This is a genomic window from Desulfobaculum bizertense DSM 18034, assembly GCF_900167065.1.
In the GTDB taxonomy this organism is placed as follows: domain Bacteria; phylum Desulfobacterota; class Desulfovibrionia; order Desulfovibrionales; family Desulfovibrionaceae; genus Desulfobaculum; species Desulfobaculum bizertense.
Window position 1 is genome coordinate 61663 of sequence record NZ_FUYA01000005.1, and the last position, 23761, is coordinate 85423.

At 53.3% G+C, this 23761-nt stretch carries 23 protein-coding genes and 1 tRNA gene; 12 read left to right on the forward strand and 12 right to left on the reverse strand.

What is annotated here, in order from left to right; genetic code table 11:
• Positions 1-19: 19 nt before the first annotated feature.
• Positions 20-865 carry an NAD(+)/NADH kinase gene (locus tag B5D23_RS08490; RefSeq protein ID WP_078685005.1) on the reverse strand — a complete coding sequence of 282 codons (846 nt, stop codon included), beginning with the start codon at positions 863-865 and terminating at the stop codon, positions 20-22.
• A 141-nt stretch (positions 866-1006) separates the two neighbouring features.
• On the opposite strand from B5D23_RS08490, the gene B5D23_RS08495 reads away from it, so the two are divergent.
• Positions 1007-1429, forward strand: coding sequence for a DVU0524 family FlgM-associated protein (locus B5D23_RS08495; RefSeq protein ID WP_078685006.1), 423 nt, complete (start codon positions 1007-1009; stop codon positions 1427-1429).
• A 24-nt stretch (positions 1430-1453) separates the two neighbouring features.
• Positions 1454-1750 carry a flagellar biosynthesis anti-sigma factor FlgM gene (gene flgM, locus B5D23_RS08500; protein WP_078685007.1) on the forward strand — a complete coding sequence of 99 codons (297 nt, stop codon included), beginning with the start codon at positions 1454-1456 and terminating at the stop codon, positions 1748-1750.
• 198 nt (positions 1751-1948) lie between these two features.
• Here the strand turns inward: flgM and fliW are convergent, their stop codons facing one another.
• From fliW to flgF, 11 genes are all read right to left on the reverse strand, one after another.
• The gene (gene fliW / locus B5D23_RS08505) at positions 1949-2398 is read right to left on the reverse strand and encodes a flagellar assembly protein FliW (RefSeq protein ID WP_078685008.1); all 450 of its coding nucleotides are present in this window, start codon (positions 2396-2398) and stop codon (positions 1949-1951) included.
• Positions 2371-2613, reverse strand: coding sequence for a carbon storage regulator CsrA (gene csrA, locus B5D23_RS08510; RefSeq protein WP_078685009.1), 243 nt, complete (start codon positions 2611-2613; stop codon positions 2371-2373). Before csrA ends, fliW begins: the two co-directional genes overlap by 28 nt.
• Before the next feature lie 78 nt (positions 2614-2691).
• The gene (locus B5D23_RS08515) at positions 2692-4254 is read right to left on the reverse strand and encodes a flagellin N-terminal helical domain-containing protein (RefSeq protein WP_078685010.1); all 1563 of its coding nucleotides are present in this window, start codon (positions 4252-4254) and stop codon (positions 2692-2694) included.
• A 10-nt stretch (positions 4255-4264) separates the two neighbouring features.
• A complete protein-coding gene (flgK, locus tag B5D23_RS08520; protein ID WP_078685011.1) occupies positions 4265-6364 on the reverse strand; it encodes a flagellar hook-associated protein FlgK in 2100 nt (699 codons plus the stop codon).
• Positions 6365-6366: 2 nt separating this feature from the next.
• A complete protein-coding gene (flgN, locus tag B5D23_RS08525) occupies positions 6367-6846 on the reverse strand; it encodes a flagellar export chaperone FlgN (protein WP_078685012.1) in 480 nt (159 codons plus the stop codon).
• An 18-nt stretch (positions 6847-6864) separates the two neighbouring features.
• Positions 6865-8013: a peptidoglycan DD-metalloendopeptidase family protein gene (locus B5D23_RS08530; RefSeq protein WP_144012592.1), complete on the reverse strand. Its 1149-nt coding sequence runs from the start codon at positions 8011-8013 to the stop codon at positions 6865-6867.
• A gap of 1 nt (position 8014) precedes the next feature.
• Positions 8015-9070, reverse strand: coding sequence for a flagellar basal body P-ring protein FlgI (locus B5D23_RS08535; protein ID WP_233815319.1), 1056 nt, complete (start codon positions 9068-9070; stop codon positions 8015-8017).
• A gap of 127 nt (positions 9071-9197) precedes the next feature.
• Positions 9198-9896, reverse strand: coding sequence for a flagellar basal body L-ring protein FlgH (locus B5D23_RS08540; RefSeq protein ID WP_431830567.1), 699 nt, complete (start codon positions 9894-9896; stop codon positions 9198-9200).
• Positions 9897-9922: 26 nt separating this feature from the next.
• Positions 9923-10942, reverse strand: a complete 1020-nt coding sequence (gene flgA, locus B5D23_RS08545; RefSeq protein ID WP_078685016.1) for a flagellar basal body P-ring formation chaperone FlgA — start codon at positions 10940-10942, stop codon at positions 9923-9925.
• Positions 10943-10963: 21 nt separating this feature from the next.
• Positions 10964-11746 carry a flagellar basal-body rod protein FlgG gene (gene flgG / locus B5D23_RS08550; RefSeq protein WP_078685017.1) on the reverse strand — a complete coding sequence of 261 codons (783 nt, stop codon included), beginning with the start codon at positions 11744-11746 and terminating at the stop codon, positions 10964-10966.
• A 14-nt stretch (positions 11747-11760) separates the two neighbouring features.
• Positions 11761-12540 carry a flagellar basal-body rod protein FlgF gene (gene flgF / locus B5D23_RS08555; protein WP_078685198.1) on the reverse strand — a complete coding sequence of 260 codons (780 nt, stop codon included), beginning with the start codon at positions 12538-12540 and terminating at the stop codon, positions 11761-11763.
• Positions 12541-12905: 365 nt separating this feature from the next.
• Between flgF and B5D23_RS08560 the strand changes: the two genes are divergently transcribed.
• The 10 genes from B5D23_RS08560 to pnp all read left to right on the forward strand — a co-directional run bounded on the left by B5D23_RS08560 (position 12906) and on the right by pnp (position 23384).
• A tRNA-Gly gene (locus B5D23_RS08560) sits at positions 12906-12981 on the forward strand.
• Between the two features lie 79 nt (positions 12982-13060).
• Positions 13061-13549 carry a ribosome maturation factor RimP gene (gene rimP, locus B5D23_RS08565; RefSeq protein ID WP_078685018.1) on the forward strand — a complete coding sequence of 163 codons (489 nt, stop codon included), beginning with the start codon at positions 13061-13063 and terminating at the stop codon, positions 13547-13549.
• Between the two features lie 57 nt (positions 13550-13606).
• Positions 13607-14923: a transcription termination factor NusA gene (gene nusA, locus B5D23_RS08570; RefSeq protein WP_078685019.1), complete on the forward strand. Its 1317-nt coding sequence runs from the start codon at positions 13607-13609 to the stop codon at positions 14921-14923.
• A 34-nt stretch (positions 14924-14957) separates the two neighbouring features.
• Complete coding sequence (locus B5D23_RS08575; protein ID WP_233815321.1) at positions 14958-15200, forward strand: YlxR family protein; 243 nt, start codon at positions 14958-14960, stop codon at positions 15198-15200.
• Positions 15190-18222, forward strand: coding sequence for a translation initiation factor IF-2 (gene infB, locus B5D23_RS08580; protein WP_078685021.1), 3033 nt, complete (start codon positions 15190-15192; stop codon positions 18220-18222). Before B5D23_RS08575 ends, infB begins: the two co-directional genes overlap by 11 nt.
• 173 nt (positions 18223-18395) lie before the next feature.
• Positions 18396-18737 carry a 30S ribosome-binding factor RbfA gene (rbfA, locus tag B5D23_RS08585; RefSeq protein WP_078685022.1) on the forward strand — a complete coding sequence of 114 codons (342 nt, stop codon included), beginning with the start codon at positions 18396-18398 and terminating at the stop codon, positions 18735-18737.
• Complete coding sequence (locus tag B5D23_RS08590) at positions 18712-19686, forward strand: DHH family phosphoesterase (RefSeq protein WP_159445958.1); 975 nt, start codon at positions 18712-18714, stop codon at positions 19684-19686. The genes rbfA and B5D23_RS08590 overlap by 26 nt, the downstream gene beginning before the upstream one ends.
• Before the next feature lie 6 nt (positions 19687-19692).
• Positions 19693-20625: a tRNA pseudouridine(55) synthase TruB gene (gene truB / locus B5D23_RS08595; RefSeq protein ID WP_078685024.1), complete on the forward strand. Its 933-nt coding sequence runs from the start codon at positions 19693-19695 to the stop codon at positions 20623-20625.
• Between the two features lie 68 nt (positions 20626-20693).
• The gene (gene rpsO / locus B5D23_RS08600; protein WP_078685199.1) at positions 20694-20963 is read left to right on the forward strand and encodes a 30S ribosomal protein S15; all 270 of its coding nucleotides are present in this window, start codon (positions 20694-20696) and stop codon (positions 20961-20963) included.
• A gap of 183 nt (positions 20964-21146) precedes the next feature.
• Positions 21147-23384 carry a polyribonucleotide nucleotidyltransferase gene (pnp, locus tag B5D23_RS08605; RefSeq protein WP_078685025.1) on the forward strand — a complete coding sequence of 746 codons (2238 nt, stop codon included), beginning with the start codon at positions 21147-21149 and terminating at the stop codon, positions 23382-23384.
• Positions 23385-23761: the final 377 nt, after the last annotated feature.

Below are 23761 nucleotides of genomic sequence, written 5' to 3' on the forward strand. Positions count from 1 at the left end.
TCTCCTAAACTGTTTTACATCAATTTGAGTGAATAACTCCCCGGGCACGAAGGCGGGCAAAATACGTTGAAGTACGTGGCTCAACAAGCTTGAGTCCACCAGACACGGCAGTAATGCGGATCTTGTCCCCAATCTGCACAGGAAGGCACTTCTGCCCATCCAAAGACAGGCAGACTTCTGCGTCTGGCTGACGCACCTCAACAAGAATAGACTGCCGGGGAGAAAGCACAACAGGCTTAAAACTATCCAGGAATGGACAGATTGGCGTCAAGGCAATGGCATCAAGCTCAGGAGACAAAACGGGTCCCCCGGCCGAAGCACAGTAGCCTGTTGAACCTGTTGGTGTAGAAATAATAAGCCCATCAGCCCGGATTTCGCCTATGTTTTCCCCGTCCACACTCACATCAAGACGAATGAGACGGGCAAGGCAACCCCGGTTGATGACGACGTCGTTAATGACAAGCCCTGAAGCCTCTACGCTGTCGTCACGCACAAGCTCATAGGCCAAGGTTAGAGTTTCGCGAACACGCATCCGATGCGCCAGAAGCTTCTGCAAAAACGGTTTCCACACGTCGACAGACAGTTCGGCCAAAAAACCAACGTGTCCAAGATTCAGTCCCAGCATGGGGGAATTCCCCTGCACTTCGCGGGCAACACTCAGCATGGTACCATCGCCACCAAGTACAAGAACAAGATCGCAGGCCTGAACCCCACAAGGAAATTCTCCCTTTCCCTGATGATGCTCAAGCACAGTGGCACGGATGCCCCTTTCTGCGAGCCAGCTGGAAATATCTTCCGCCAAGGTTGCTGCACGCTGGTCAGCAGCCTTTTTTATTACGTAAATATTTTTTATATCCTTGAGCATAGGTTTCCTTTTTTAGACAAAAGCAGCCCAGGATTCAAGCCAATACACACAGAGTATATTCTCTTGGTGAGAAAAAGTTAGCACCGGGGACTAAAGTTTTGCCAAAACAAGTCCGATAAACTGACAAAAGGATCCACCACAGTGTCGGCACACTTTCACGACAAAGATGTTGAGCTTATGCTCCGTCATTATGGGCAACAGCTTTTGTACGCCCGGTTTATGGCCCGCTCTGCCCTTGCAGCGGGGGGCTATGACGTGAGCGAAGAGGAAGCCGCACTGCGTGCCGAACGGCGGAAAGAACTGGTCGAACAGATTTCCGCAGAGATTGTTGAAAACCTTATACCTTCTGACAGTCAAAATCCCATTGTTCTCGAAATTATGGAGGACCTTGAGCAAGAATTCAAAGAAAAGTTTGAACTTGTTTACCCGCCGGGCGAGGCAGGGATGCACGTCTACAAAGAGTCAGAAGTCGGCTTTGTTCCTGTACCTATACGCGACAGAAATCAAATTCTCCGCAGGCTTTGGGAAATCACGCAGGAAAAAGTCGATGCAACCATGTTTTGATGAGATGAGTTGAGGAGAGAGGCCATGAAAATATACACGCTCGTGGGCATGAGCGAAGCACAACAAGCTGCCGCACCGCGGCAAAAGCGTCTCCAGAACGAAGAGCGCGAGGCTCAATCTGCGCAAAGAGGAGATCAGGTGTCAGTTTCATCAGCAGGCAAGCTTTCTGCCATTGCAATGCGAAGCGCACTGGATGCGCCAGACGTACGGACAGCAAAAGTCCAGTCACTCCAGCACGACATTCAGGCAGGAACCTATCGTATCGACTCCGAGGAAATCGCACAGAAGCTTCTCGAAGCCGACCTTGAACTGTATTCCTAAAAAAGCGTTCTGCGTGATCCTGAGGGGGAACCACGCACTGAATTTATGGGGACCACACTGCTGGTCCCTTTTTTATGCAAAAAGACAGCCCCAGTCAGGTGTCTTGCTGCATTCGCTCTGAATGCGGGCACACATGCTTTCGCATGGCACACGCCAAGACCCCGCCGGGGCACACTTTACGCTATCACAACGCGAAGCTTACGCGTCCTGATGAATATAAAACCGGCTTGGGAAGCCTGAGTCAACCTGCGGCACCTGCAATGCCTGCCGAGCCGCATAATTAATCATAATAGGTCCCATAAGGTTCAGCGCGGTTTTCTCCGGATGACCTTGTGGGATACTGACAGACACGAGGACAGCGACCTCCTCGGCCTGCGCCACCCCAAGGATTTTCTGCTCAGCGTTCCCAAGCTTCACCCGATACTCTTCCATAAACACGTATGGATCGGTCACCAAAAGGCCGAGTTCCGAATGCGTGACACTCTGGAGGAGCATAAACGGGGAATCCTCAGACAGCTGGACAAGACTAAAGTCCTTGCAGTCCTCAAAACCGATAAGTCCACGGGGGAAGTGAATCACCCGCTCCATATCGACTGTCAACTCGCCAAAACGCGTCTTCACTACTTTTTGTTCTTTTCCGTCTGCCATAGCTGTGTTGCTGCCAAAAGATCCTGGTCGGACAGTTGGAGTGCAAGGCGGTTCTGCTCCTGCACCCGTAAATACACTTCCTCTCGGTACACGGGGAGATCCTCGGGCACTTCCAGCCCGAGCTTGATCTGCTTGCCCTGCACACCAAGGACTGTGATCTTAATGTCATCGCCGAGATAAATACTTTCTCCCGGGCGTCTGGTTAATATAAGCATGCCATCCAGAAGGCTGAAGGTTTTTTAGGGACCGCAGCCCTTCTTTCGTCCTGCGAAAGAGAGAACAACGGGATGGGGCTACATAAAGTCGGCCAGACTCAATTTCATAATCTGCGAGGAAGATGACAGCACGGTTTTATAAATCGTCTGCTGCATCATGAGGTCACGCAGCAATTCTGAAAAATCAACGTCTTCGACAGCGGACAAGCGTTTTGTCTCATTGTCTTTCAGCGTTCCCAGAGTCTTTTCTGTCATCTGCACACGATTTTCGCGTGCACCAACTCGTGCGGCCTCATCAAGGACGTGGCTTGAAACATCTTTCAGATCTTCGACAATCTGCTGACATCCCTGCTGATCGTTTGTTTCCAGATAGCCAACAAAACGACCAAGTACGTCAAAGAGATTCGACGAGGTCCCCATTGCACCAGCAAGCTGAGCAGAGTTTCCGTCTGGGTCGCTATATACACCTCCGAACACGTCTTTGCCAACAGTATTTAGCTGAACAAACTCGTTATTCCCTATTTCGATTTCAATGCCAGCGGTACGCGGATGCACCAGAAGCTGTGAATCCTTGGGGAGTGTATCGCCCGGATTTGCAGAGACATCCACATGTCCACCGGGAACAAGAAGCTGCACTTCGCCATCCGTTGTCACAGAAGCAGTCTGTCCTGAGACCCAGCTTGCTCCGCCATCCAGCGAATACGAATATTTTACGGTCTCGCCAGCTGTCAGCGCAGTGTCTTCATCGTAGCGAACAGAAATATTTCCGGAAAAAACTCCGCTTGCACTCACCGTGCTTGCGGCGGGATGAGCACCCATTTTCTCGACCTTGACCCCATCAAGATCGTCACCAACATACTGGGCTGTCGGACGAACAGTGAGCCACGTGCCATTCGTCTTGGCCATAGAATCATCTGTTGCCGATCCACCGTTAACGCTCATGCCATCCTTGAGCGTAATTGTTGCGCCCTGAATGACAATTTTCTGATCGCCAGAGCCATTGGTCAAAGTCCCGCTGGTAAATGTCTTTCCACCATCTGTTGAGTAACGGTAATCAATGGGACTTCCATCGCCAATCTTTCCTGAGGTGTTGAACTGAATCATTGCGGAATGTTCCAGATCACCAGTGATGCCAAACTGGGCCTCTCCACGAGCATTCAGGGTTGAGCCATCGTTATCAGAAAGCCACAGCGCACGTTTATAAGGAGACTGGTCAGTCTTGTGCCCAGCAAAAACATGCTCCCCTTCGTATTCGACATTGGCCTGTCCAATAAGCTGATCCATAAGCTGACGGACCTGAACGGCAATCTGCTCACGGTTCTGCGCAGTCAGTGTTCCTGTGGCAGATTCCTCAGAAAGCTGACGCAGCTGAGTCAGCGTTGTGCTCATGGCATTCAGAGTATTATCCGCCATGCCGAGCCAACCTGTTGCGGTCTTCACATTGACCATATGCTGCCCAATGCCATTCAGTGTGCTTCTGTGACCAAGGATGCGAACCATACCAGAAGGATCATCCGAGGGCTTGTTCACTCGCGACTGTGTGGAACCCTGATTGGCAAGGTCCACCAGCTTTGAGTAGGCATCGTTAATATTCTGATTAAACAGACTGTACTGATTGCGGTGTGATACGCGAATAGACATAGTGCCCTCTCTAGTTCTTCAGGCCAATAATGGTCTGCATAAGCTCGTCTGCGGTTGTGATCAGCTTGGCTGCCGCAGTATATGAATGCTGGTACCGAATAAGGTTACTCAGCTCCTCATCAAGGTTAACGCCAGCAACTTCATCCTGCCTCGTTCCAAGCTCTGTGGCCAAGGTGTTGTGGAATTCAAAGTTGTACTTGGCGCCAGCGGTATCAGAACCAACCCGGCCAACCAGATCGCCATAGAACTGGTTCAGTGTTTCCATGTGCCCGCCAAAGTCCACCTGCTTGATGCGCAGTCCCGCAATGTTCTTTGCAGTTGTGTTGTCACCAAGGTTGGCTTCGCCACCACCATTGATGTGTCCTGTGGCAATGAACCCTGTATTGGCTGCGATGACAGAATTCATGGCAATGTCATTCGCGCTGGTTCCATCAAAAAACGTGTTTATGCCAAGCCCGGCCAAAAGGCCTGTGGTATCTGAGCCAAAGGCAATTTCTGAATCCGGGTCAGTTGAAGAAATCTGAAGCCGACCGTCTGTGATTTTGGCCTGCACCTTACCACCATAGCTTCGGTTTACCGCGTCCCGAACATCCTCAAGGGAATGCTTGCTTGGATCAAAGTTTTCCGTTGCGCCTGGGGTCGAGGAAAAATTCAGCGAGCCGCTTGTCGCAACCGAACCGTCGCTCTTGTTATAGACAAAAATTTGCAGGTTACCGGACTGGAGGCGCTTGCCAAAGTCCAGACCAGAGTCATCAGCAGAAAGCGGAACATCTGTATGTTCAGCAGCATAGGTGCCAGTCACACTCGCAAACTTTTCTGTTCCTGCGCCCTGTGAATGCTGACGGTTCACTTCCCAAATCAGCGTGTTGGCGAGAGTATCCAGACGGTCCTGATAATCTCCAACGTATTCGTCACGGAAATTAAAATATCCTGCGAGACTTCCGCCCGTGAGCCGAGAGCTGTCGTCAATGCCGTTCTGCGTCATCAGCGGCGTAATATTGACTTCCTTGGACGTTGTCTGGTGCCAGTACAGGCCATTCTTTGGGGTAATGGTAAAGGTATCCTTTGCGGCGAGGTTTCCACTCATGGTGGAACTGCCTTCGGAGGGACCAAACCAGATTTTCAAATCACCGACCTGCACCCGGCCGTCAGCGTCTGTCTGAGCGGCAAAATGCTTCTCATTTCCACCTTCGTCCGTCATCCACGTTCTGCCACCGTCCAGTGACACGCGAAATTCTGCACCAGCTCCAGGGGCACCACCCTTCACAACTTCAATGGTGTATTCTTCGTCGTCCAGCCCTTCAAAATAGATGTCGCCATCAAAGCTCGATGCAGAACTCAGGCTCTTCTCTGCCCGTGGCCCTTCAAAGCTCAGGCTGTAGACCTCTCCACCATCAACAAGTGTCTGACCTGCTTTGGTAATCACGCTAAAGTCGCCGCTTCCGTTATCGATGTAGCTCACATCAATACGCTGAGAAACTTCACGGACAAGCTGTGCACGCTGATCCAACAAAGCGTTGGCATTATTGCGGCCGGGATCGTGATGCATGGCAATCTGCTTGTTCAGGTCTGCGATCTGCTCCAAAAGCTGATTCACTTCCCCGACTTCCTGACCGATGAAGCCATTCATCTGCTGCTTCATCCGCTCAAGGTCTGCCTGCGTCGATTTAATTGAATTCAGAAGGCTCTGAGTATTCCCAATAAGCTGCTCACGCTTGGCGGAATCCGCGCCGGGAGAAGACAGGGTATCCCAGTCACTCCAGAACTGGTCCAGCGTGGTATTGATGCCCCGGGTTTCACTCTCGTTAAACAGATTGTCCACAGAGCGCAGGTTCTGCCACAAGGCATCGTAGCGGTTGCGTTCTGCAACTTTCACTGTGTACTGGTGCTCAATGAAATCATCAAAATATCTGGCAACTTCCACAGAATCCACACCGGTACCAAGCTGGCCGGGACGAAAATCAAGTGAAAGGGATTCTTCAAGATTCACCCGGCGTCGGCTATAGCCGGGAGTATTAACGTTGGAGATGTTGCTGCCGGTGACGTTGATTGCTGACTGAGACGCAAAAAGGCCCTTTCTGGCGATGTCAAAAATGGTACCGATGGACATGGTTACAGTCTCCCCTGCAGGATGGCTGCCTGCGGATGGTGCGAAGCAAAACGGCCAGACCGGCCATACGTTTCGCGATCACGGGGCTGAACCTGCTTATGCATGAAATCCAGCATGTCCCGGCTCTGCTCTGCGAGGGCAAAAGCAAGCTGAGCATTTTTCTCAGCCTGAACAGCACAATGCTGTTCCTTCTGGTCTATCCGACGCAAAATCTGTTCAAATGCAGTCCGTGTCGCTGCGTCCTGAGCATCGGCAAATTCTGCCAGCCCACGGGCGCCAGGAATCACGGCCTGAACCAGTTTTTTCAAAGCAAGCCGCTCTTCGGCAATCTGCCGCAGCAACTCCTGAAGTGAAAGTTCAACACCCGTCACGGCCTGTGGGTCGCGACCGGTCAGGCAGGAGAATTCCTCTTCAAGCAGTTTTGCGAGGACGTCCAGCGCCCGTTCCTGACGGCGAATGTTATTGTGAATCTGGTTCAGCATATCTCTGCTCCGTATTACTTAGTAGTCTTCCAAGGCTCGAGAAGCCTGCATTGAACTGCGAAGAGTTTCTGGGTTCACAGCCTGCCCGCCGTGACGCACCTCAAAGTGGATATTTGTTCCGTCTTTGCCCGCAGTACTGCCCATCGTTGCAATTTTCTCGCCAGCCTTAACGGTTTGTCCTTCGCGGACTGAAATTTTTTCAGTATGTCCATACATACTGCGCCATCCGTCGGCATGTTCAATGACAACGGTCTGCCCATAGCGGCCGCGGTCTCCGGCAAAAACAACCTTGCCGTCCCAGCAGCTCGTCACTGAATCACCGGGCTGCCCGGCAATATCCACCCCAGAATGCATTTCCTGCGCTCCGGTCAGTGGATCTGTCCGCCAGCCATAGCCTGTTGTGACCTCGCCCTGTGCTGGCCACACAAGCGTCCCAGGTGCGGGCGAATTCTCTGCCAGAAGCTTAGGAGCGGCAGGAGCGGATTCTGTGCGCATATGCTCGTATTCAATGCGCACAGCCAGCTCCATAGCCTTACTCATCAACTCTGGTGACGCCTCTACGCGAGACGCGGCCACAGGTCCCACTGTCGACGGCATCGTCGCCTCCGGAGCTGTGGGCTGTGCAGGGGCCGCAACACGTCCCGGCCCATTGTCTGCTACGTTCACCCCACCCGTTCCTTCGATCTCAAGGTCACGGGCGGGCTTGTGCGGCAAAGAAAATGACGATGTTCGCTGAATCTCTGTATTCACCTCTTTCTGAGGACCACGCAGCGGGTTCAATTCTTCTGCTGGAATATGCGCCACCCGGGTTGACGCGCTCTTGTGAACAAGCTGCTCCCGGAGCTGCTCAAAAAGCATGTCTCCAAGACCCATTCCACCAGCAGCAGCCATTTTCTCCGAAAGCTTCTGGTCAAACATTCCCACATAGAACTTTTCTTCCTTGCTATGAAGGTAGCCGTCCTGCGGAACATTCTGCCTCATCTGCTTCCACAGCTTGTTCATGAATACGGCCTCGAAGCCTTCGCAGGCTTCACGCAGCTTCTTTTCCTCGGCTTTTCCCGAGCTTAAATTTCTGCGAAGCTGATCAAGACCAAGCTTGTGTTTCAGTTCCTCGCTCTGCGCGGCGTTCATTGCCGCAGCACCTGCATCCAGCTTCGGGCCTATCATTTTATATGACCTCCAGATCAGCATGGAGAGCGCCAGCTGACTTCAGATTCCGCAGGATGGAAATCAGATCGCGAGGCGTTGCGCCCATTGCGTTCAGTCCATCCACCAGTTCCTGAAGGGTTGCGCCTTCCATAAGCATGAGTCTGCGATTCTCTTCATTCACCCCAATGTCGGTTGTTGGGGTCGCCACAGTCTGCCCACCACCAAACGGTGTGGTCGGCTGCGACACGTCCTGTCCTTCCTGCACAACAATCTGAAGATTGCCATGAGCAACAGCCACCTTGGAGAGGCGAACATTACGACCAAGCACAACCGTGCCCGTCTTTTCGTCCACCACCACTTTGGCCTTGCCCTCAGGACTGACATCCAGATTTTCCAGTGATGCCATCAGCGGAACAATATTCCCGCGAAATTCACGAGGAATTTTGAGTTTGATCGTTGCGGCATTTTCAGCACGGGCAAAACGGTTGCCCATTGTGGCGTTAATCTTCTTCACCACGTTCATGGTGGTGGAAAAATCCGGGTTGTTCATGTGCAGGGTCATGACGTCCTGACAATTGAACTTGAACGGCACACCGCGCTCAACTGTTGCACCATTGGGGATAGCCCCAACAGTCGTAATATTCTTTTGCGCACTCGCGGCTGCGCCCTGCACAGAAATACCGCCAATAACCAGCGGCCCCTGAGCAAGAGCGTAGACTTTTCCGTCAACGCCCTTCAAAGGCGTCATCAGAAGCACGCCACCCAGCAGGCTGGAGGCATCACCAATGGAAGAAACTGTGACGTCAAGCCGGGAACCCGGCACGGCGGAAACAGCCATTTTGGATGTCACCATAACTGCGGCAACGTTCTTGGGCTGGAGCGTCGAAGGGTCAACAGCCACTCCCATTCGTTCCAGCATGTTGGCCATGGACTGGATGGTGAACTTGGATTTCTTTTTGTCACCAGTGCCACTCAGACCAACAACGAGGCCATAGCCCACGAGTTCGTTGGTTCGCACCCCCGCAAAGCTCGCAATGTCCTTGATGCGGGCAGCCTGAGCAGCCCGAGGCATCATGGTAAGCGCAAAAGCGACAAGGCAAAGCACGCTCAGGACCTGTGTCCAAGCCGGGGTCTGGAATCTGGGTGCTTTCAAAATTTTCGTTGTCTGATTCATCATTTCACTCCGCACACAACAGCTTGAGCTAGAAGGGCCATACCTGATCCAAAAGACGGGTCAGCCAGCCAGGGCGCTGCTTGTCACCCAGAACGCCACGACCATAGTATTCAATGTGTGCATCTGCGATCTGGTTTGATGTAATGGAATTGTCTCTGGCAACATCTCTGGCCCGAACAAGGCCGCGCACAACAAGGACCTGATTTTCATCATTGACCTTCACTTCCCGTGCGCCTTCAATCTGAAGCATGCCACCGGGCATGGCACGAATAACGCGTGCGGCAATGGTTGCAGTCACGTTGGAGGAGCGTTTTGTTTCGCCCTCACCATCAAAGGTGTTGTTCACTCCAGCGCTCAAAATAGGTGTGGTTCCTGTATTTCCGATACTTCCCACCAGCGGCAGCTCAACCTTGCTGCGACCAAAGAAGTTGCCAACACCCATGTTCACCGTTGCATCACGGTCAGCCGTGGTTTCGGCCTTGTGCATGGCACTGGAGGTCTCCACAATGTTGACCAGAACAATGTCACCAACACGGCGGGCACGGTTATCCGAGAACAGATAGTCAGCTTCCCCCGGTGAATACAGCGAGCCGGGATTATCCTGTGGCGGAGGAGCCTGCTCTACTGGCGGCGTCAGCACAGGCATGGGCTTGCTCACCTGCTGGTGAGGCGTGCACCCGGCACACAGTGCTGCTGCAAGTGTGAAAATGCATATTTTCTTCATGATGAAATCACTCCTCAAATCCTAAAACCTTATTTAATCACCACAGTTCCGGCGCCCTGAACAACACCGGAAACATCTCTCCGGCTTTGCATGTTCCTGACCAGAATGCTGTCGCCAATGCTCCCGTCTTCCATTGCCTTTCCGGTCATGGTCAGACGGATGTGCTTTTTTTGATAAACCACGGTCACCCTGTCGCCACGGGCAATAACTGGAACATTGTCCAGCACGTCCGCATAGATGACCTGACCTGCGCCAACGGGACGCATGACGCGCATTCCAAAGCGCTTGCCATCCCACGGCGTCCCGCGCAAAAACGCGGCATTCTTTCGAACAAAGGTCACATTCTCAGGACTCAGCTCTTCTTTGCTGTTCAGCGGAGTTGCAGCACAGGCAACAGTCCGCCAGGAGTCCAGAAACGCGGTCCCGGAAAACTTGCGAAAAACGTGCCCATCGAGGCCTTTTTCCTGAATGCGTAAAGACACCCGACCGGGCTTGAGCTGTCCCTTAATGGACGTATCCAGAGTGTTCTGGGTATCACGCAGGAACACAAATTCTGGAACCCGAAAGTCGCGCAGGCTGTTTTCACCGGGGAGGGAACGAAGCTGTGGCGTCAAAGATTCGACAAGCATCTTTTGCAGCTCGGCGCCTTCCACGATCCGGCCACCCTTCTGGATGGTCAGATGCCCGGGGATGATGCACAGGCGGACAATATCTTCCAGATAATAGCCAAGAAGGTTGCGCAGCTTTTCGCGAGAAATGTCCATCTGTCCGCCGTAATTTCGAGGGGACTTCCAGAGTTCTGTTGTGCCCAAGACCTGCCAATCAGCCTGTGACAGCGGCCCTACAGGCGTTGCAATGTCAGAAAGCCGCACAACATCCTGCTCGACTGTGGCCGCCTTCTTAATTGAAAGGCGCCACTGAGCGCTGGCGATATCGACTCCCTGCGCGGCACGGGCAACACCATGCCAGCACATGATGCTCCCCAGCATCACAAGCATGAATATGCGAGTGCACAGTTTCCAGTTTGCTGAATTTGACAGAACTCTCATCTCCTCTCTCCCCTGTCATACCTAGCGCTTGAGCTGGTTGGCAGTCTGCAACATCTGGTCAGATGTTGTTACGGCTTTGGAATTAATTTCATAGGCACGCTGGCCAACAATCATCTGCACCATTTCGTCCACGATCTCGACGTTGGACATCTCAAGGAAGCCCTGCGCCACGGTGCCGACATTATCTTCACCCGGCACGCCCTCTGTGGGATCGCCAGAAGCTTCTGTCGTCCGATACAGATTCTTGCCGATGCTGTTCAGGCCAGCGGGATTGATGAATGTGTAGAGCGGGATGTCGACGGATGCGAGTTCATCCCCGTTCTTATCCAGCGCAGCCATGTGTCCATTCTCGCTCACAACCACATTCTTTGTTTCCAGAGGAACAACAAACTCAGGCTGCAAGGGATAGCCACCAGCCGTCACGACCCGACCTTCGTTGTCGAGCTTAAAGGCACCAGCGCGGGTGTAGGCTTCTTCACCATTCATATCGACCTGAAAGAACCCGTCACCCTGAATAACCAAATCAAGCGGGTTGTCGGTGTTCATAAAATCGCCCTGAGAGAAAAATTTGTGCACCGTCGTAGGCTTGACACCCATACCGACCTGCATACCTGTTGGGATCTTGCCGCCGTCTTCTGTCGGAGAACCTGCAATTTTCAAATCCTGATAAATCAGGTCTTCAAACTCGGCGCGGCTTTTTTTGAAGCCAATCGTATTCACGTTGGCGAGGTTGTTCGAAATTACGTCAATGTTCAGCTGCTGGGCCACCATGCCCGTTGCTGCTGTCCAGAGTGAGCGCATCATGGTACACGTCCTCCTTAGACCTTACCGACCGAATTAATGGCCTTTGAATCTGTTTCTTTGGCGGTCGTCATCGTCTTCTGGTACGCCTCAAAAGACCGCTGGGTTTCAATCATGTTCACCATCTCAGTCACAATTTCGACATTGGGTGCTTCCAAGAAGCCTTGCTGCACCGTTGCCTCGGCAGCCTGCATCTCTTCCGCATTTTTTTCTGGATGGATTTCAAAAAGATTGCTGCCAATCTTGCGCAAAGCGTTCTGGTCAGACACCGTCACGATGTCCAAAGTTCCGACTTCCGCATTATTGGCTAAAATTCTGCCGTCCGGTGTCACCTCGACACGGGCATTTTCCGGAATTTCCACAGGCCCGCCGTCTGCCATGACCCGCAGTCCGGAGCCATTAATCAGCTCCCCTTCTGCATTCAGGCCAAAGTGTCCGTTACGGGTATAAAAACTCGTCCCGTTTTCGTCCTGCACCTTAAAAAAGCCCTCGCCAGAAATGGCCAGGTCCAAAGGATTGTCGGAGCGTTTGAGACTTCCCTGAGAAAAATCAATCTGCGACTCGGCAATACGAACCTTGGAAAGATATGTGGCCTCTGGGAAAAGAGCCTTGTCCCGAAGGTTCATGATGGGTTCCCGAACTCTGTCATGAGCAAAGCGAACGAACACATCCTTGAACGCCACGCGGTCCTGTTTGAAACCGGTTGTATTCACGTTCGCCAAATTATTGGCGATGATATCCATTCGGTGTTCTTGCGTTAATGCCCCAAAAAGGGCGCTATACATAGAATCCTGCATAAATGGGTCTCCTTGGACGTCTATCTTGGCAGCAGTACTTGCAAGTGCCGCGCCAAGCATTTCTGCCGGACCCAATGAGGCTCTTTTTGTTTCCTTTATATAAAGAGAGAATCAAAAGACGGAGAACCCGCCTGCGATGAGTGTCTGAATCTTGGCTTTTTCCAATGAAATTGAAAAATCCGGCCTCACCCCTTTTATGCGAACGGTACTTATGATATTGGATAGCAAGCACGCCGTGAGACGCGCCCGGTGCGAAACTGTCGCCAAAGAGTCAATAGCTTACTCATACTGTTGCAAATTTTTCAGTTTTTCCACCGAACACTTGACATGATGCTCCAATTTGGTAATTCATCGCATTCCGAGGCGCGGGTGTAACTCAGTTGGTAGAGTACAAGCTTCCCAAGCTTGGAGTCGCGAGTTCGAATCTCGTCACCCGCTCCAGAAACCTCTAACCCCTCGGATCTATACCTTAAATGAGACGAGTGGACCTCGCGGTCCACTTTTTTTTTCAGGACAATCTATGAGCTCAACACTGATTCAGGAACTTGATGACCTGATCAGGCCCATGGCCGAGGCGCAGGGTCTGGAACTCTGGGGACTGGAGTTCGCCTCCGCACCAAACCGCTCCATCCTCCGCATTTTTGTGGACACAAAGGATGGAGTTACTATTGATGAATGTGCACGACTGTCGCGAGACCTTGGTTTCACACTCGACGTCGAAGACATCATCCCCGGCCATTACACCCTCGAAGTCTCCTCGCCGGGACTGAACAGGAAATTTTTCTCGGCTGCACAGATGCAGTCATATGTTGGACAGAACGTCTCCATAACCCTGCTCAAGGCTCTTGAAGGTCGCAAGGGTTTCACTGGAAAGCTCGTCTCTGTCGATGGCGAAGAAATCACCATCGAAGAAAGCGACGGAGTTCTCTCCGTGCGTTTTGACGAGGTCAAAAAAGCGAATGTCCGTTACGTTTTCCCAGAAAAACGAACCAAGGGAAAAAAAGGCTAGCACCAGCCATAACCGCCTTGACCGAGCTTTAGGGTCAAGCGTGTTGGAGGTTTTTCCATGAATATGGAACTGAAGAAAGCCATCGACCAGATTAGCAAAGACAAGGGTATCGATAGCGAGCTGCTCATTGAAACTCTTGAGGAAGCTGTTCGTTCTTCCGTCGTTCGCAAATATGGAGACGACATTGATATCGAAGTAAGCTTCAACCATGAGACCGGTGAGATTGAGGTCTACCAGTTCAAGGCTGTTGTGGAAGAGGTCGAAGACCCCGCCACAGAAATCACCCTTGAAGATGCTAAAGACCACGATCCCGATGCTCAGGTCGATGATGAACTTGGTTTCCGCCTGAAGGTCGAAGACCTTGGCCGCATTGCAGCACAGTCTGCAAAGCAGGTCATCATTCAGCGCATGCGTGATGCTGAACAGGAAACCATCTATGAAGAATTTAAAGACCGTCAGGGTGAAATCATCAGTGGCATTATTCAGCGCCGTGACAAGGCTGGCATGATTGTCAATCTTGGTCGCACTGAAGCCCTGTTGCCCAAAGACCAGCAGATTCCTCGCGAACGCTTTAAGCGTGGTGACCGCATTCAGGCCCTGCTCCTGGACGTTCGCCGCGAAGGTCGTGGTCCGCAGGTTATCGTCTCGCGCGGTCATGCCGATTACATGAAGGCGCTCTTCAAGCGTGAAGTTCCCGAAATCGCAGACGGTACCGTCCGCATTCTGGGTATTGCCCGTGACCAGGGCAGCCGCGCAAAAGTCGCAGTTCAGTCTAGCGACAGAGACGTCGATCCAGTGGGTGCATGTGTTGGCATCCGTGGTTCCCGCATTCAGAATATTGTGCAGGAACTGCGTGGCGAACGCATCGACATCGTTGTCTGGAGCCCAGACATGGCGACCTACGCCGTCAACGCTCTTGCTCCGGCTGTTGTCACCCGCATTGCTATTGATGAATCAGAAAAAATGCTGGAAGTTGTCGTGCCCGACGACCAGCTGACTCTGGCCATTGGCCGCAAGGGACAGAACGTCAAGCTTGCCGCCAGACTGCTCGGCTGGAAAATCGACATTTTCACAGAAAGCCGTTACGGAGAGCTGCACGCTGAGTTGCAGCATCTTGAGCAGGTCGCCAGTGTTGCCGAAATTTCCGTTGACGAATTCCTCGCCAGCGGTTTCGACACAGTAGAAAAGCTCGATGAAGCAGACGATGAAGAACTTCTCTCCATCGAAAGCATGACCGAGTCTAAAATTGCTGATGTCCGCTCTGCCATTAACCTTCTTCGCTCTTTCCACGCAGCAGAAGCCGACGAGGCTGAAGGCGCTGTGGAAGAAGAAGACATGGACGCCCAGCACGGAAACGAAAGCGACGAGGACTAACATCCACTCACCCAGTGGACTGTTAAATGTGATGATGGAAACGCAAGACAGACATATTCCGCTCCGCAAGTGTATCATTTGCGGACGTCGGTTTCCCAAGCCTGAGCTGACGCGCTACGTCTGCTCAGGCGGGGACACGCCGCAACTGATCCGGGACGACAAGGGCACGCTTCCGGGTCGGGGTTTTTACGTCTGTTTTGATGAAGAATGCGGCAAACGGTTTCCGAAATATAAGGGCTGGCGCCGAAAATGCCAGGGGGGAAAGCATGGCAAATAAACTTCGGGTTAAGGATCTTTCTACAGAACTTGGGATGACCCCCAAGGAACTTCTTCACGTCTGTCGTGAGACTGGCGTCGAAGCCAAGACTGCTGCGTCTCCTTTGGATGCAGACCAGGCGAATGCACTGCGCACCAAGGTCAAAGAGACAGCATCTTCTACCAGACTCGTAGAAAAAGAAGTTCAGCCTGGCGTTGTTCGTCGTCGCAGAAAAAAGATTGATAAAGACGAGAACTCCCCCAAGGCCAAGAAAGACTCCGCCACCCCTGCTGCAAAGACTGAAAAGACAAAGTCCGAGGAACCCAGCACCAAAAAAGAGACCGCGAAGAAAGCAGCTCCTGCTGCAAAGAAATCTTCTGGTGCTGCCAAAAAAACTGCCGATACCGCTGCTAAACCCGTGAAAAAGGCCGAGCCCAAGGCCAAAATTATCACGAAGCCCAAGAAAGAAACCGAGATAGTGCCCGAAGCAAAAGAAATTAAAAAGCCCTCCACCGCCGCCAAGGCTGTGAAGGCCCCCACTACCAAGGCAGAAGCTCAGAAGGCTGCCGAGCCTAAGGCTCAGAAGGCAGCACCCAAAGCAGAGGCCGCAGCCAAAAAAGAAGCTGCTCCGAAGAAGGCTGCTCCCAAGAAAGACGCCGCCCCCAAGACCGCTGCAAAGAAAGACGAGCCTGCAAAGAAGGCCGCTCCCAAGAAAGACGCTGCAGAAGATGCAGAAAAGGGAGCCAAAAAGGCTAAGCCTAAGAAAAAAGAATTTACTGCTGCCCCGAAGGTCCGCGTTATTTCTCGCCCTGACCCGGCTGCAGTTCGCCAGCAGAAAGAGCGCGAAGAACGCGCCGCTTCTGAACGCCGTAACCGTCGTGATGGACGCCCCCAGCATGACCGCCGTCCCGGTGGACGCCCAGGTGGCCGTCCCGGTGGCCCAGGTCGCCCAGGTGGAGATCGTCCCGGCGGACGTCCCGGTGGTCGCCCGAATGGTGCCCGTCCCGGCGGACCAGGTCGCCCAGGTGGCCCCGGTCGTCCAGGTGGCGGTCGTCCCGGTGGTGGTCGCCCAGGTGGCGCTCCTGGTGGACGCTTTACGCCTCAGCCTACTGCTCCGAGCAACGACGAACGCCGTCGCCGTGGCAAGAAGGACAAGCGCGTTGTTGACTTCTCCCGCAAGTCCAACGAAGACCATATGGGCTTTAACAAGCGCTTCAACAAAAAGAAGCGCAAGGGCGGACAGCCGTCTCAGCACGCATCCAACACCCAGCCCATTAAGGCAGCAAAGCGCAAAATCAAGATGGAAGAAGCCATCCGCCTGGCAGATCTCGCCAAGCAGATGGGCGTCAAAGCACAGGCTCTGATTAAAGTTCTGTTCGGCCTTGGCGTCATGGCAACGATCAACCAGTCTATCGACTATGATACTGCCGTGCTCGTTACTTCCGAATTTGGTTATGACGTCGAAAAGGTCGGCTTCTCCGAAGATGCCTACCTTGCTCCGACCGAAAACGAGGATAAGCCCGAAGATCTGGAGTCCCGCGCTCCTGTCGTGACCATCATGGGTCACGTTGACCACGGTAAAACCTCCCTGCTGGATGCCATCCGCAAGTCCAAGATCACCTCTGGTGAGGCTGGCGGCATCACCCAGCACATCGGTGCATACGACGTACAGACCGATCGCGGCAAGATTGTCTTCCTCGATACCCCCGGTCACGAAGCATTTACTGCTATGCGTGCTCGCGGTGCTCAGGTTACTGACCTTGTTGTTCTGGTTGTCGCCGCAGATGACGGCGTTATGGACCAGACCCGCGAAGCTGTGAACCACTCCAAGGCTGCTGGTGTTCCGATCATCGTTGCAGTCAACAAGATCGATAAGGAAGAGGCCAACCCGGAACGCGTTATGCGCGAACTGGCTGAACTCGACCTCGTTCCCGAAGACTGGGGTGGCGAAACCATTTTCGTCAACGTTTCTGCCAAGACTGGCACAAACCTCGACAACCTCCTCGAGATGATTCTGCTTCAGGCAGAAGTGCTCGAGCTGAAGGCTAACCCGAACAAGCGCGCTGTTGGCCGCATCATCGAAGCTCGCCTCGACAAGGGTCGTGGTCCTGTTGCTTCCGTCCTTATTCAGGGCGGTACCCTGCACCAGGGTGACTCCTTCGTTTGTGGCACACACAACGGCCGCGTTCGTGCAATGCTGAGTGACAAGGGTAAAAAGATCAAAGAAGCTGGTCCGGCATGTCCGGTCGAGGTTCAGGGCTTTGACGGTGTGCCCGAAGCTGGTGACGAGTTCATCTGCGTCGAAGACGAAAAAGTCGCACGCCGCATTGCTAATGATCGCCAGATCAAAGAGCGCGAACGTGCTCTGGCTCGCGAAAGCAAAGTTACCCTGGAAAGCTTCCTTGCTTCCAACCCCCACTCTGACACCCAGACCCTTAACCTCGTGCTTAAGGCTGACGTGCAGGGTTCCCTGGAAGCTATCTCCGAAGCTGTCAACAAGCTGTCTACAGAAAAGGTCAAGGTCGACATCGTTCACAGCGGTGCCGGTGCCATCACCGAATCTGACATCCTGCTTGCTGCTGCATCTCAGGCCATTATCATTGGCTTCAACGTCCGTCCGACTGCAAAGATCAAGGACGTTGCTGAACACGAGCACGTGGAAATCCGTTTCTACGACATCATTTACAAGCTCGTCAGCGAGATCAAGGACGCTATGACAGGTATGCTCGCTCCGGTTATCTCCGAGAAATACCTCGGTCAGGCCGAAGTCCGCGAGACCTTCAGCATCCCCCGCGTCGGCACAATCGCTGGTTGCTTTGTGGTTGACGGCGAACTTCGCCGCAACGCTGGCATCCGCCTCCTGCGCGACGGTGTTGTTATCTACACCGGCAAGCTCAACTCCCTGAAGCGATTCAAGGACGATGCACGCGAAGTCCGCAAGGGCTACGAATGTGGTGCTGGCCTTGAAAACTTCAACGACATCAAGGTTGGCGACGTCATCGAAGCCTTCGAAGAAGTCGAAGAGCAGGCAACTCTGGACTAGCTCCAGCCGCCCGTTCCATACCCTGCCCCGGCAGGGACTGAATAGATAATCATGCTCGCCCAGGGTGGATACTCTTCCACTCTGGGCGCAGCTCATGTCTGAGCATCCTTTTTTTCTGACGCACTGGCGCGGGCATGGTATGCTCTACGAGAAACATTTTCAGGATAAAAAACATGCATCGTTCAGATTCCAGAAGGTCTCACCGCCTTGGTGACCAGGTCATGCGCGAAGTCGCAACCATGCTCATTGAGGACGTGTCTGATCCTCGCATTGAGATGGTGACCGTGAGTGGCGTCCGCATGAACAAAGACCTGTCCATTGCGGAAATTTTGTACACCATCCCCGGTGGCGAAGAAGCACAGAAGGACGCTGCAAAGGGCCTGCGTAAGGCCGCAGGGTTTATGCGCTCTCTGCTTGGCAGACGCCTCAGGAGCAAGTTTGTCCCTGAGCTGCGCTTTGTTTATGACTCTTATCTGGAGGACATGGTCTATGACCACCCCCAGAACAACGATTAAAGACATCCTTTCGGGCGGAAGTAGCTTTCTTATTGCCGCCCACGAAAATCCAGACGGTGATGCGCTGGGTTCCAGTGTTGCTCTTGCCCATGTTCTGACGGAACTCGGCAAGGACGTTATCGTGTATAACGCTTCTGGCATCCCGGATTACCTGAGCTGGCTTTCTCTCCCCTGCCCTGTTGTTCACGAACTCCCGGAAATGCGACCTGAGTGGGTCATTTGTCTTGATAGCGGCGACCTTGACCGCCTTGGTGACGAGTTTGCAGAAAGCTTCTCCCGCCGCGGCAGCATCAATATAGACCACCATCTTGGCAATCCTGAGTACGCAGAAATCAACTGGGTTGATCCCTCAGCATCCTCTGTTGGCGAAATGATTGGTCAGCTGGCACAGGAACTTGACGTTCCGCTTGTCGACGGACTCGGAGAAGCTGTATACTTGGCAATGGTCACGGATACGGGCCATTTCAGTTATGGCAATACCAGCCCCGACACCATGCGCCTAGCTGCAAGCATCATTGAAAGTGGTCTGGATGTTGGCGCATTCAACGCCCGCCTTCAGAACCAGTGGACACTGAGCCGCCTCCACCTCACATCCAAGGCATACGAACGTGCAGAACTGCACTTTGCTGGTCAGATTGCGACCATCGAAGTCACGCAGGCCATGCTGGATGAAACCGGAAGCACCCGCGAAGACTGCGGCGATCTGGTAAACAGCATTCGCAGAATTCGTGGTGTCAAAGGTGCCATAAGCCTCCGGGAAGAAAGGCCAAGCCTCACCAAGGTGAGTCTTCGTGCAGCCGGAGAGCTTGACGTTCGGGCAATCAGTGCTGAACTTGGCGGTGGCGGACACAAAAATGCTGCGGGTATCAAGCTGAATCTCTCGCTGGAAGACGCCAAGGCGCTCCTGCTGGAAACCGCCAGCAAATACCTTCCTGACGGCGAGGCATAAACGCGTATGGGTAGAAAAAGAAAACGCAGCAAAAATCAGATGGATGGCGTGCTCATCCTGAACAAACCCTCTGGCCCGACTTCTGCGGCATGCCTCAACACCATTCGCAGAGAGCTTGACCAGGGCCGCATTGGACACGGTGGAACGCTGGACCCAATGGCACAGGGGGTGCTCATCGTCTTGTTGGGACATGGAACAAAGTTCGCTCCTTACTTGACAAGTGGTGAAAAAACGTATCAGGGACAACTGCGACTGGGTCAAACAACAGACACATATGATGCAGAAGGCACCATTGTCGAAGAAAAGACGTTTGACCACCTGAGTCCAGAACAGGTACAAGAAGCTGTTCTCGACTGGATGAACCAAACGACACAGGAAGTCCCTCCCGTGTCTGCGGCAAAATTTCAGGGCAAGCCCCTGTATGCCCTTGTTCGCGAAGGCAAGGAAGTTCCAGTCAAAATTCGCGATATGAAAATTTCCCACGCAGAAATCCTTGAATTGGACCTGCCGTGGGTTCGTTTCCGGGTTACATGTTCCGCCGGAACCTATGTACGGTCCCTCGTCCACAGCTTGGGGATTCGACTTGGTTCTGGTGCAGTGCTTACGGAATTAATCCGGGAAAACTGCCATCCGTTCTCACTTGAGGACGCATATGACATGGACAGCCTAATCAAAGAGCCAGAAAAGCTTGCTGACCGGGTCATCCCTCTGGCAAAGGCGCTCCCCCACTGGCCCAGCCTTGTGCTGACAGAGGAACAGAGCGCGCAGGTCAAGAATGGAACGTGGCTTCCGGTTTCGGAAGTTGCAGCCGACGAGACCGCAACACAGACAGGGCAGCATGCCCTGCTTGTTGGTCACGACGGAACGCCGCTTGCCCTGGTGGAATCAGCGAAACGGAATGACAAACTGCTATGGTCAATTCTGCGTGGACTCTGGTAGCACTGCAGACCCCGCACCTGTCGCACGTTGCGGCAAAAACACATTTTACAACCCCGGAGGTTGCCGCTGTGGTAATGACTGCTGAAGCAAAAGCCAAAATTATTGAAGAATACAAGCAGCACGAGGGAGACACTGGTTCTCCTGAAGTCCAGGTCGCCCTTCTGACTGCACGCATTCAGTACCTTACTGGTCACTTCAAGACTCACAAGAAGGACTTCCACTCCCGCACTGGTCTTCTGAAGCTGGTCGGTAAGCGCCGTAACCTGCTGAAGTACCTTAAGAGCAAGGACGTTCAGCGTTACAGAGACCTCATCGAGCGTCTCGGCCTGCGCAAGTAGTTTAAAAATGGAGAGGTCGCTTTGCGGCCTCTCCGACTTTCCCCGAAAACTTTATCATGCTGCGAGGTTGCGACAGTGGGGCGTCGTACACGTCCTATTCTTACAACTTTGCAGCCGACATCTCGTTTTTGGGGGAAGAGAGTTTTCTGCCTCACTGAGGCATCACTTATTCACGAGGTATTCATGAATACACAGACTTTTTCTCCCGTGCGTACCAGCGCCAAGCTCGCTGATGGCAAGGAAATCATCTTTGAAACCGGGAAGCTTGCCAAGCAGGCTCACGGTTCCATCTGGGTGCAGTGCGGCGGTACCGTTGTTCTGGTTACCGTTGTTACCCAGCCCCTCCCCGAAGATCGCGGCTTCTTCCCGCTGACCGTTGAATACAAGGAACTGGCATACGCTGCTGGCCGCATCCCCGGGAGCTTCTTCCGCCGCGAAGTTGGCCGTCCCAGCGAGCGTGAGGTTCTGGTGTGCCGTCTTATCGACCGCCCCTGCCGCCCCATGTTCCCCAAGACCTTCCGTGACGAAGTCCAGATCATTGCCCAGGTTCACTCTGCTGATGAAGAGAACGATCCTGATGTGCTCGCCATCTGCGGCGCTTCCGCTGCTCTTGGCATCTCCAAGACTCCGTTCCTCGGCCCCATCGCTGGTGCCCGCATCGGCTACATCAACAAGCAGTTCGTGTACAACCCAACCTACGAACAGGTTAAGCAGAGCGAACTGAATCTTGTTATCGCTGGTACCAAGGACGCAGTCGTCATGGTTGAAGGCTCCGCAGACTTCCTGCCCGAATCCCTGATTGCTGACGCCATCGAATGGGGTCACCAGCAGATGCAGCCTGTACTGCAGGCTCAGGAAGAGCTTCGCGAAAAGTGCGGCCAGCCCAAAATCGAGATCGCAGAGCACGTTGAAGACGCCGAAGTGAAGGCAGTTGTCGAAGAGATCGCAACTCCCAAGCTCGAAGAAGCACTTTTCATCCCTGAAAAGCTGAAGCGCTATGCTGCAAAGGACGCAATCAAGCAGGAAGTCATGGACGTCCTGAACGAGCGCTTTGCAGAAGAGCCGGAACGCATCAAGGGCGCTGGCGACATGATTAACGCCATCACCAAACGAATCGTTCGTTCCAGCATCAAGGACCACAAGAAGCGCATCGACGGTCGTGACCTCACCACCGTTCGTCCGCTTGGCATCGAAGTGGGCCTGCTGCCCCGCACCCACGGTTCCGCCCTGTTCTCTCGTGGCGAAACCATGGCTATGGTTACTGCAACCATGGGTAGCTCCCGCGACGAGCAGCGCACCGACTCTCTGGTTGGTGACTGCGTCAAGCGCTTCATGCTCCACTACAATTTCCCGCCGTACTGCGTCGGTGAAGCCCGCTTCCTGCGTGGACCTTCCCGTCGTGAAATCGGTCACGGTACTCTTGCAGAGCGCGCAATCCACCCGATCCTGCCGCCCGCAGAAGAGTTCCCCTTCACCGTCCGTGTCGTTTCCGAGATCATGGAATCCAATGGTTCCTCCTCTATGGCATCCGTGTGTGGTTCTTCCCTCGCACTGATGGACGCTGGCATCCCGGTGAAGTGCCCCATCGCAGGTGTTGCAATGGGTCTTATCAAGGAAGACGACGAATACCTGGTTCTGACCGACATCCTCGGCGACGAGGACGCACTCGGCGATATGGACTTTAAGGTCGCTGGTTCCGAAGATGGCGTTACCGCCATTCAGATGGACATCAAGATCACTGGTATTCCTTCCGAAATTCTCCGCAGTGCTCTGGCACAGGCCAAAGAAGGCCGCCTGCACATTCTGGAGAACATGAACGCTGTTCTGCCCGAATCTCGCGGTCAGGTCTCCAAGCATGCTCCGCAGCTTGAGATTGTCCACGTGCATCCGGACAAGATCCGCTCCATCATCGGCCCCGGTGGCAAGAACATCAAAGCCATCACCGCCGAGACTGGTGCTGACATCGACATCGAAGACGATGGCCGCGTTTCCATCTTTGCTCCGACTCGTGAGTCTCTGCTTCAGGCCAAGGAAATGGTTCAGTACCATGACCAGACCGCAGAAGTGGGCAAAGACTACGAAGGTCGCGTTACCCGCGTCATCGACTGCGGTGCTGTTGTTGAAATCCTTCCTGGCCTCGACGGTCTGGTCCACGTGTCCCAGCTGGACATTCAGCGTGTTGAGCAGCCCAGCGATGTGACCAAGGTTGGCGACAGCATGAAGGTCAAGGTTCTGGAAGTTGAGCCTTCTGGCCGTGTCCGCCTGTCTCGCAAGGCTGTCCTTATGGAAGAAGCCGGTGAGACCATCGACCTCGCTACCTTTGGCAAGCCCAAGCGTGGCGGCGACCGCCGCGGTGGTGACCGTGACCGTCGTGGTGGCCGTGGTGGCGACCGTCGCGGTGGTGATCGTAACCGCCGCTAGTCGACGCACTTCGCATACGACATAGTAGCGCCGCTCTGGTTCACTCCGGAGCGGCGCTTTTTTGTGTCTACAGCTCCCCTTTTCCCTTGCTTTTGCACTAGTCTTTCCCTTCCAAAACAAAACCTCTTTCTCTACGTTTTTGTTATTTCTGTGATGACAAAAAAGATAATAGTTTCAGAAAAAAAGTGAAAAAAAGTTTTTATGGCCCTTTTCTCGGTCATTTGCACTACCTCAAAAATCGAGTCTTTTCATAAAACGTCCATCTGACGGGCACTCTCAGGCTTTTCCTGTTTCCATTCCTTCTCTCTATTTCCTAGTATTCAAGTCCAAAAAAGCCAAAAACTTGGGGCACTTTGCGAAAACACCGTATTGACGCG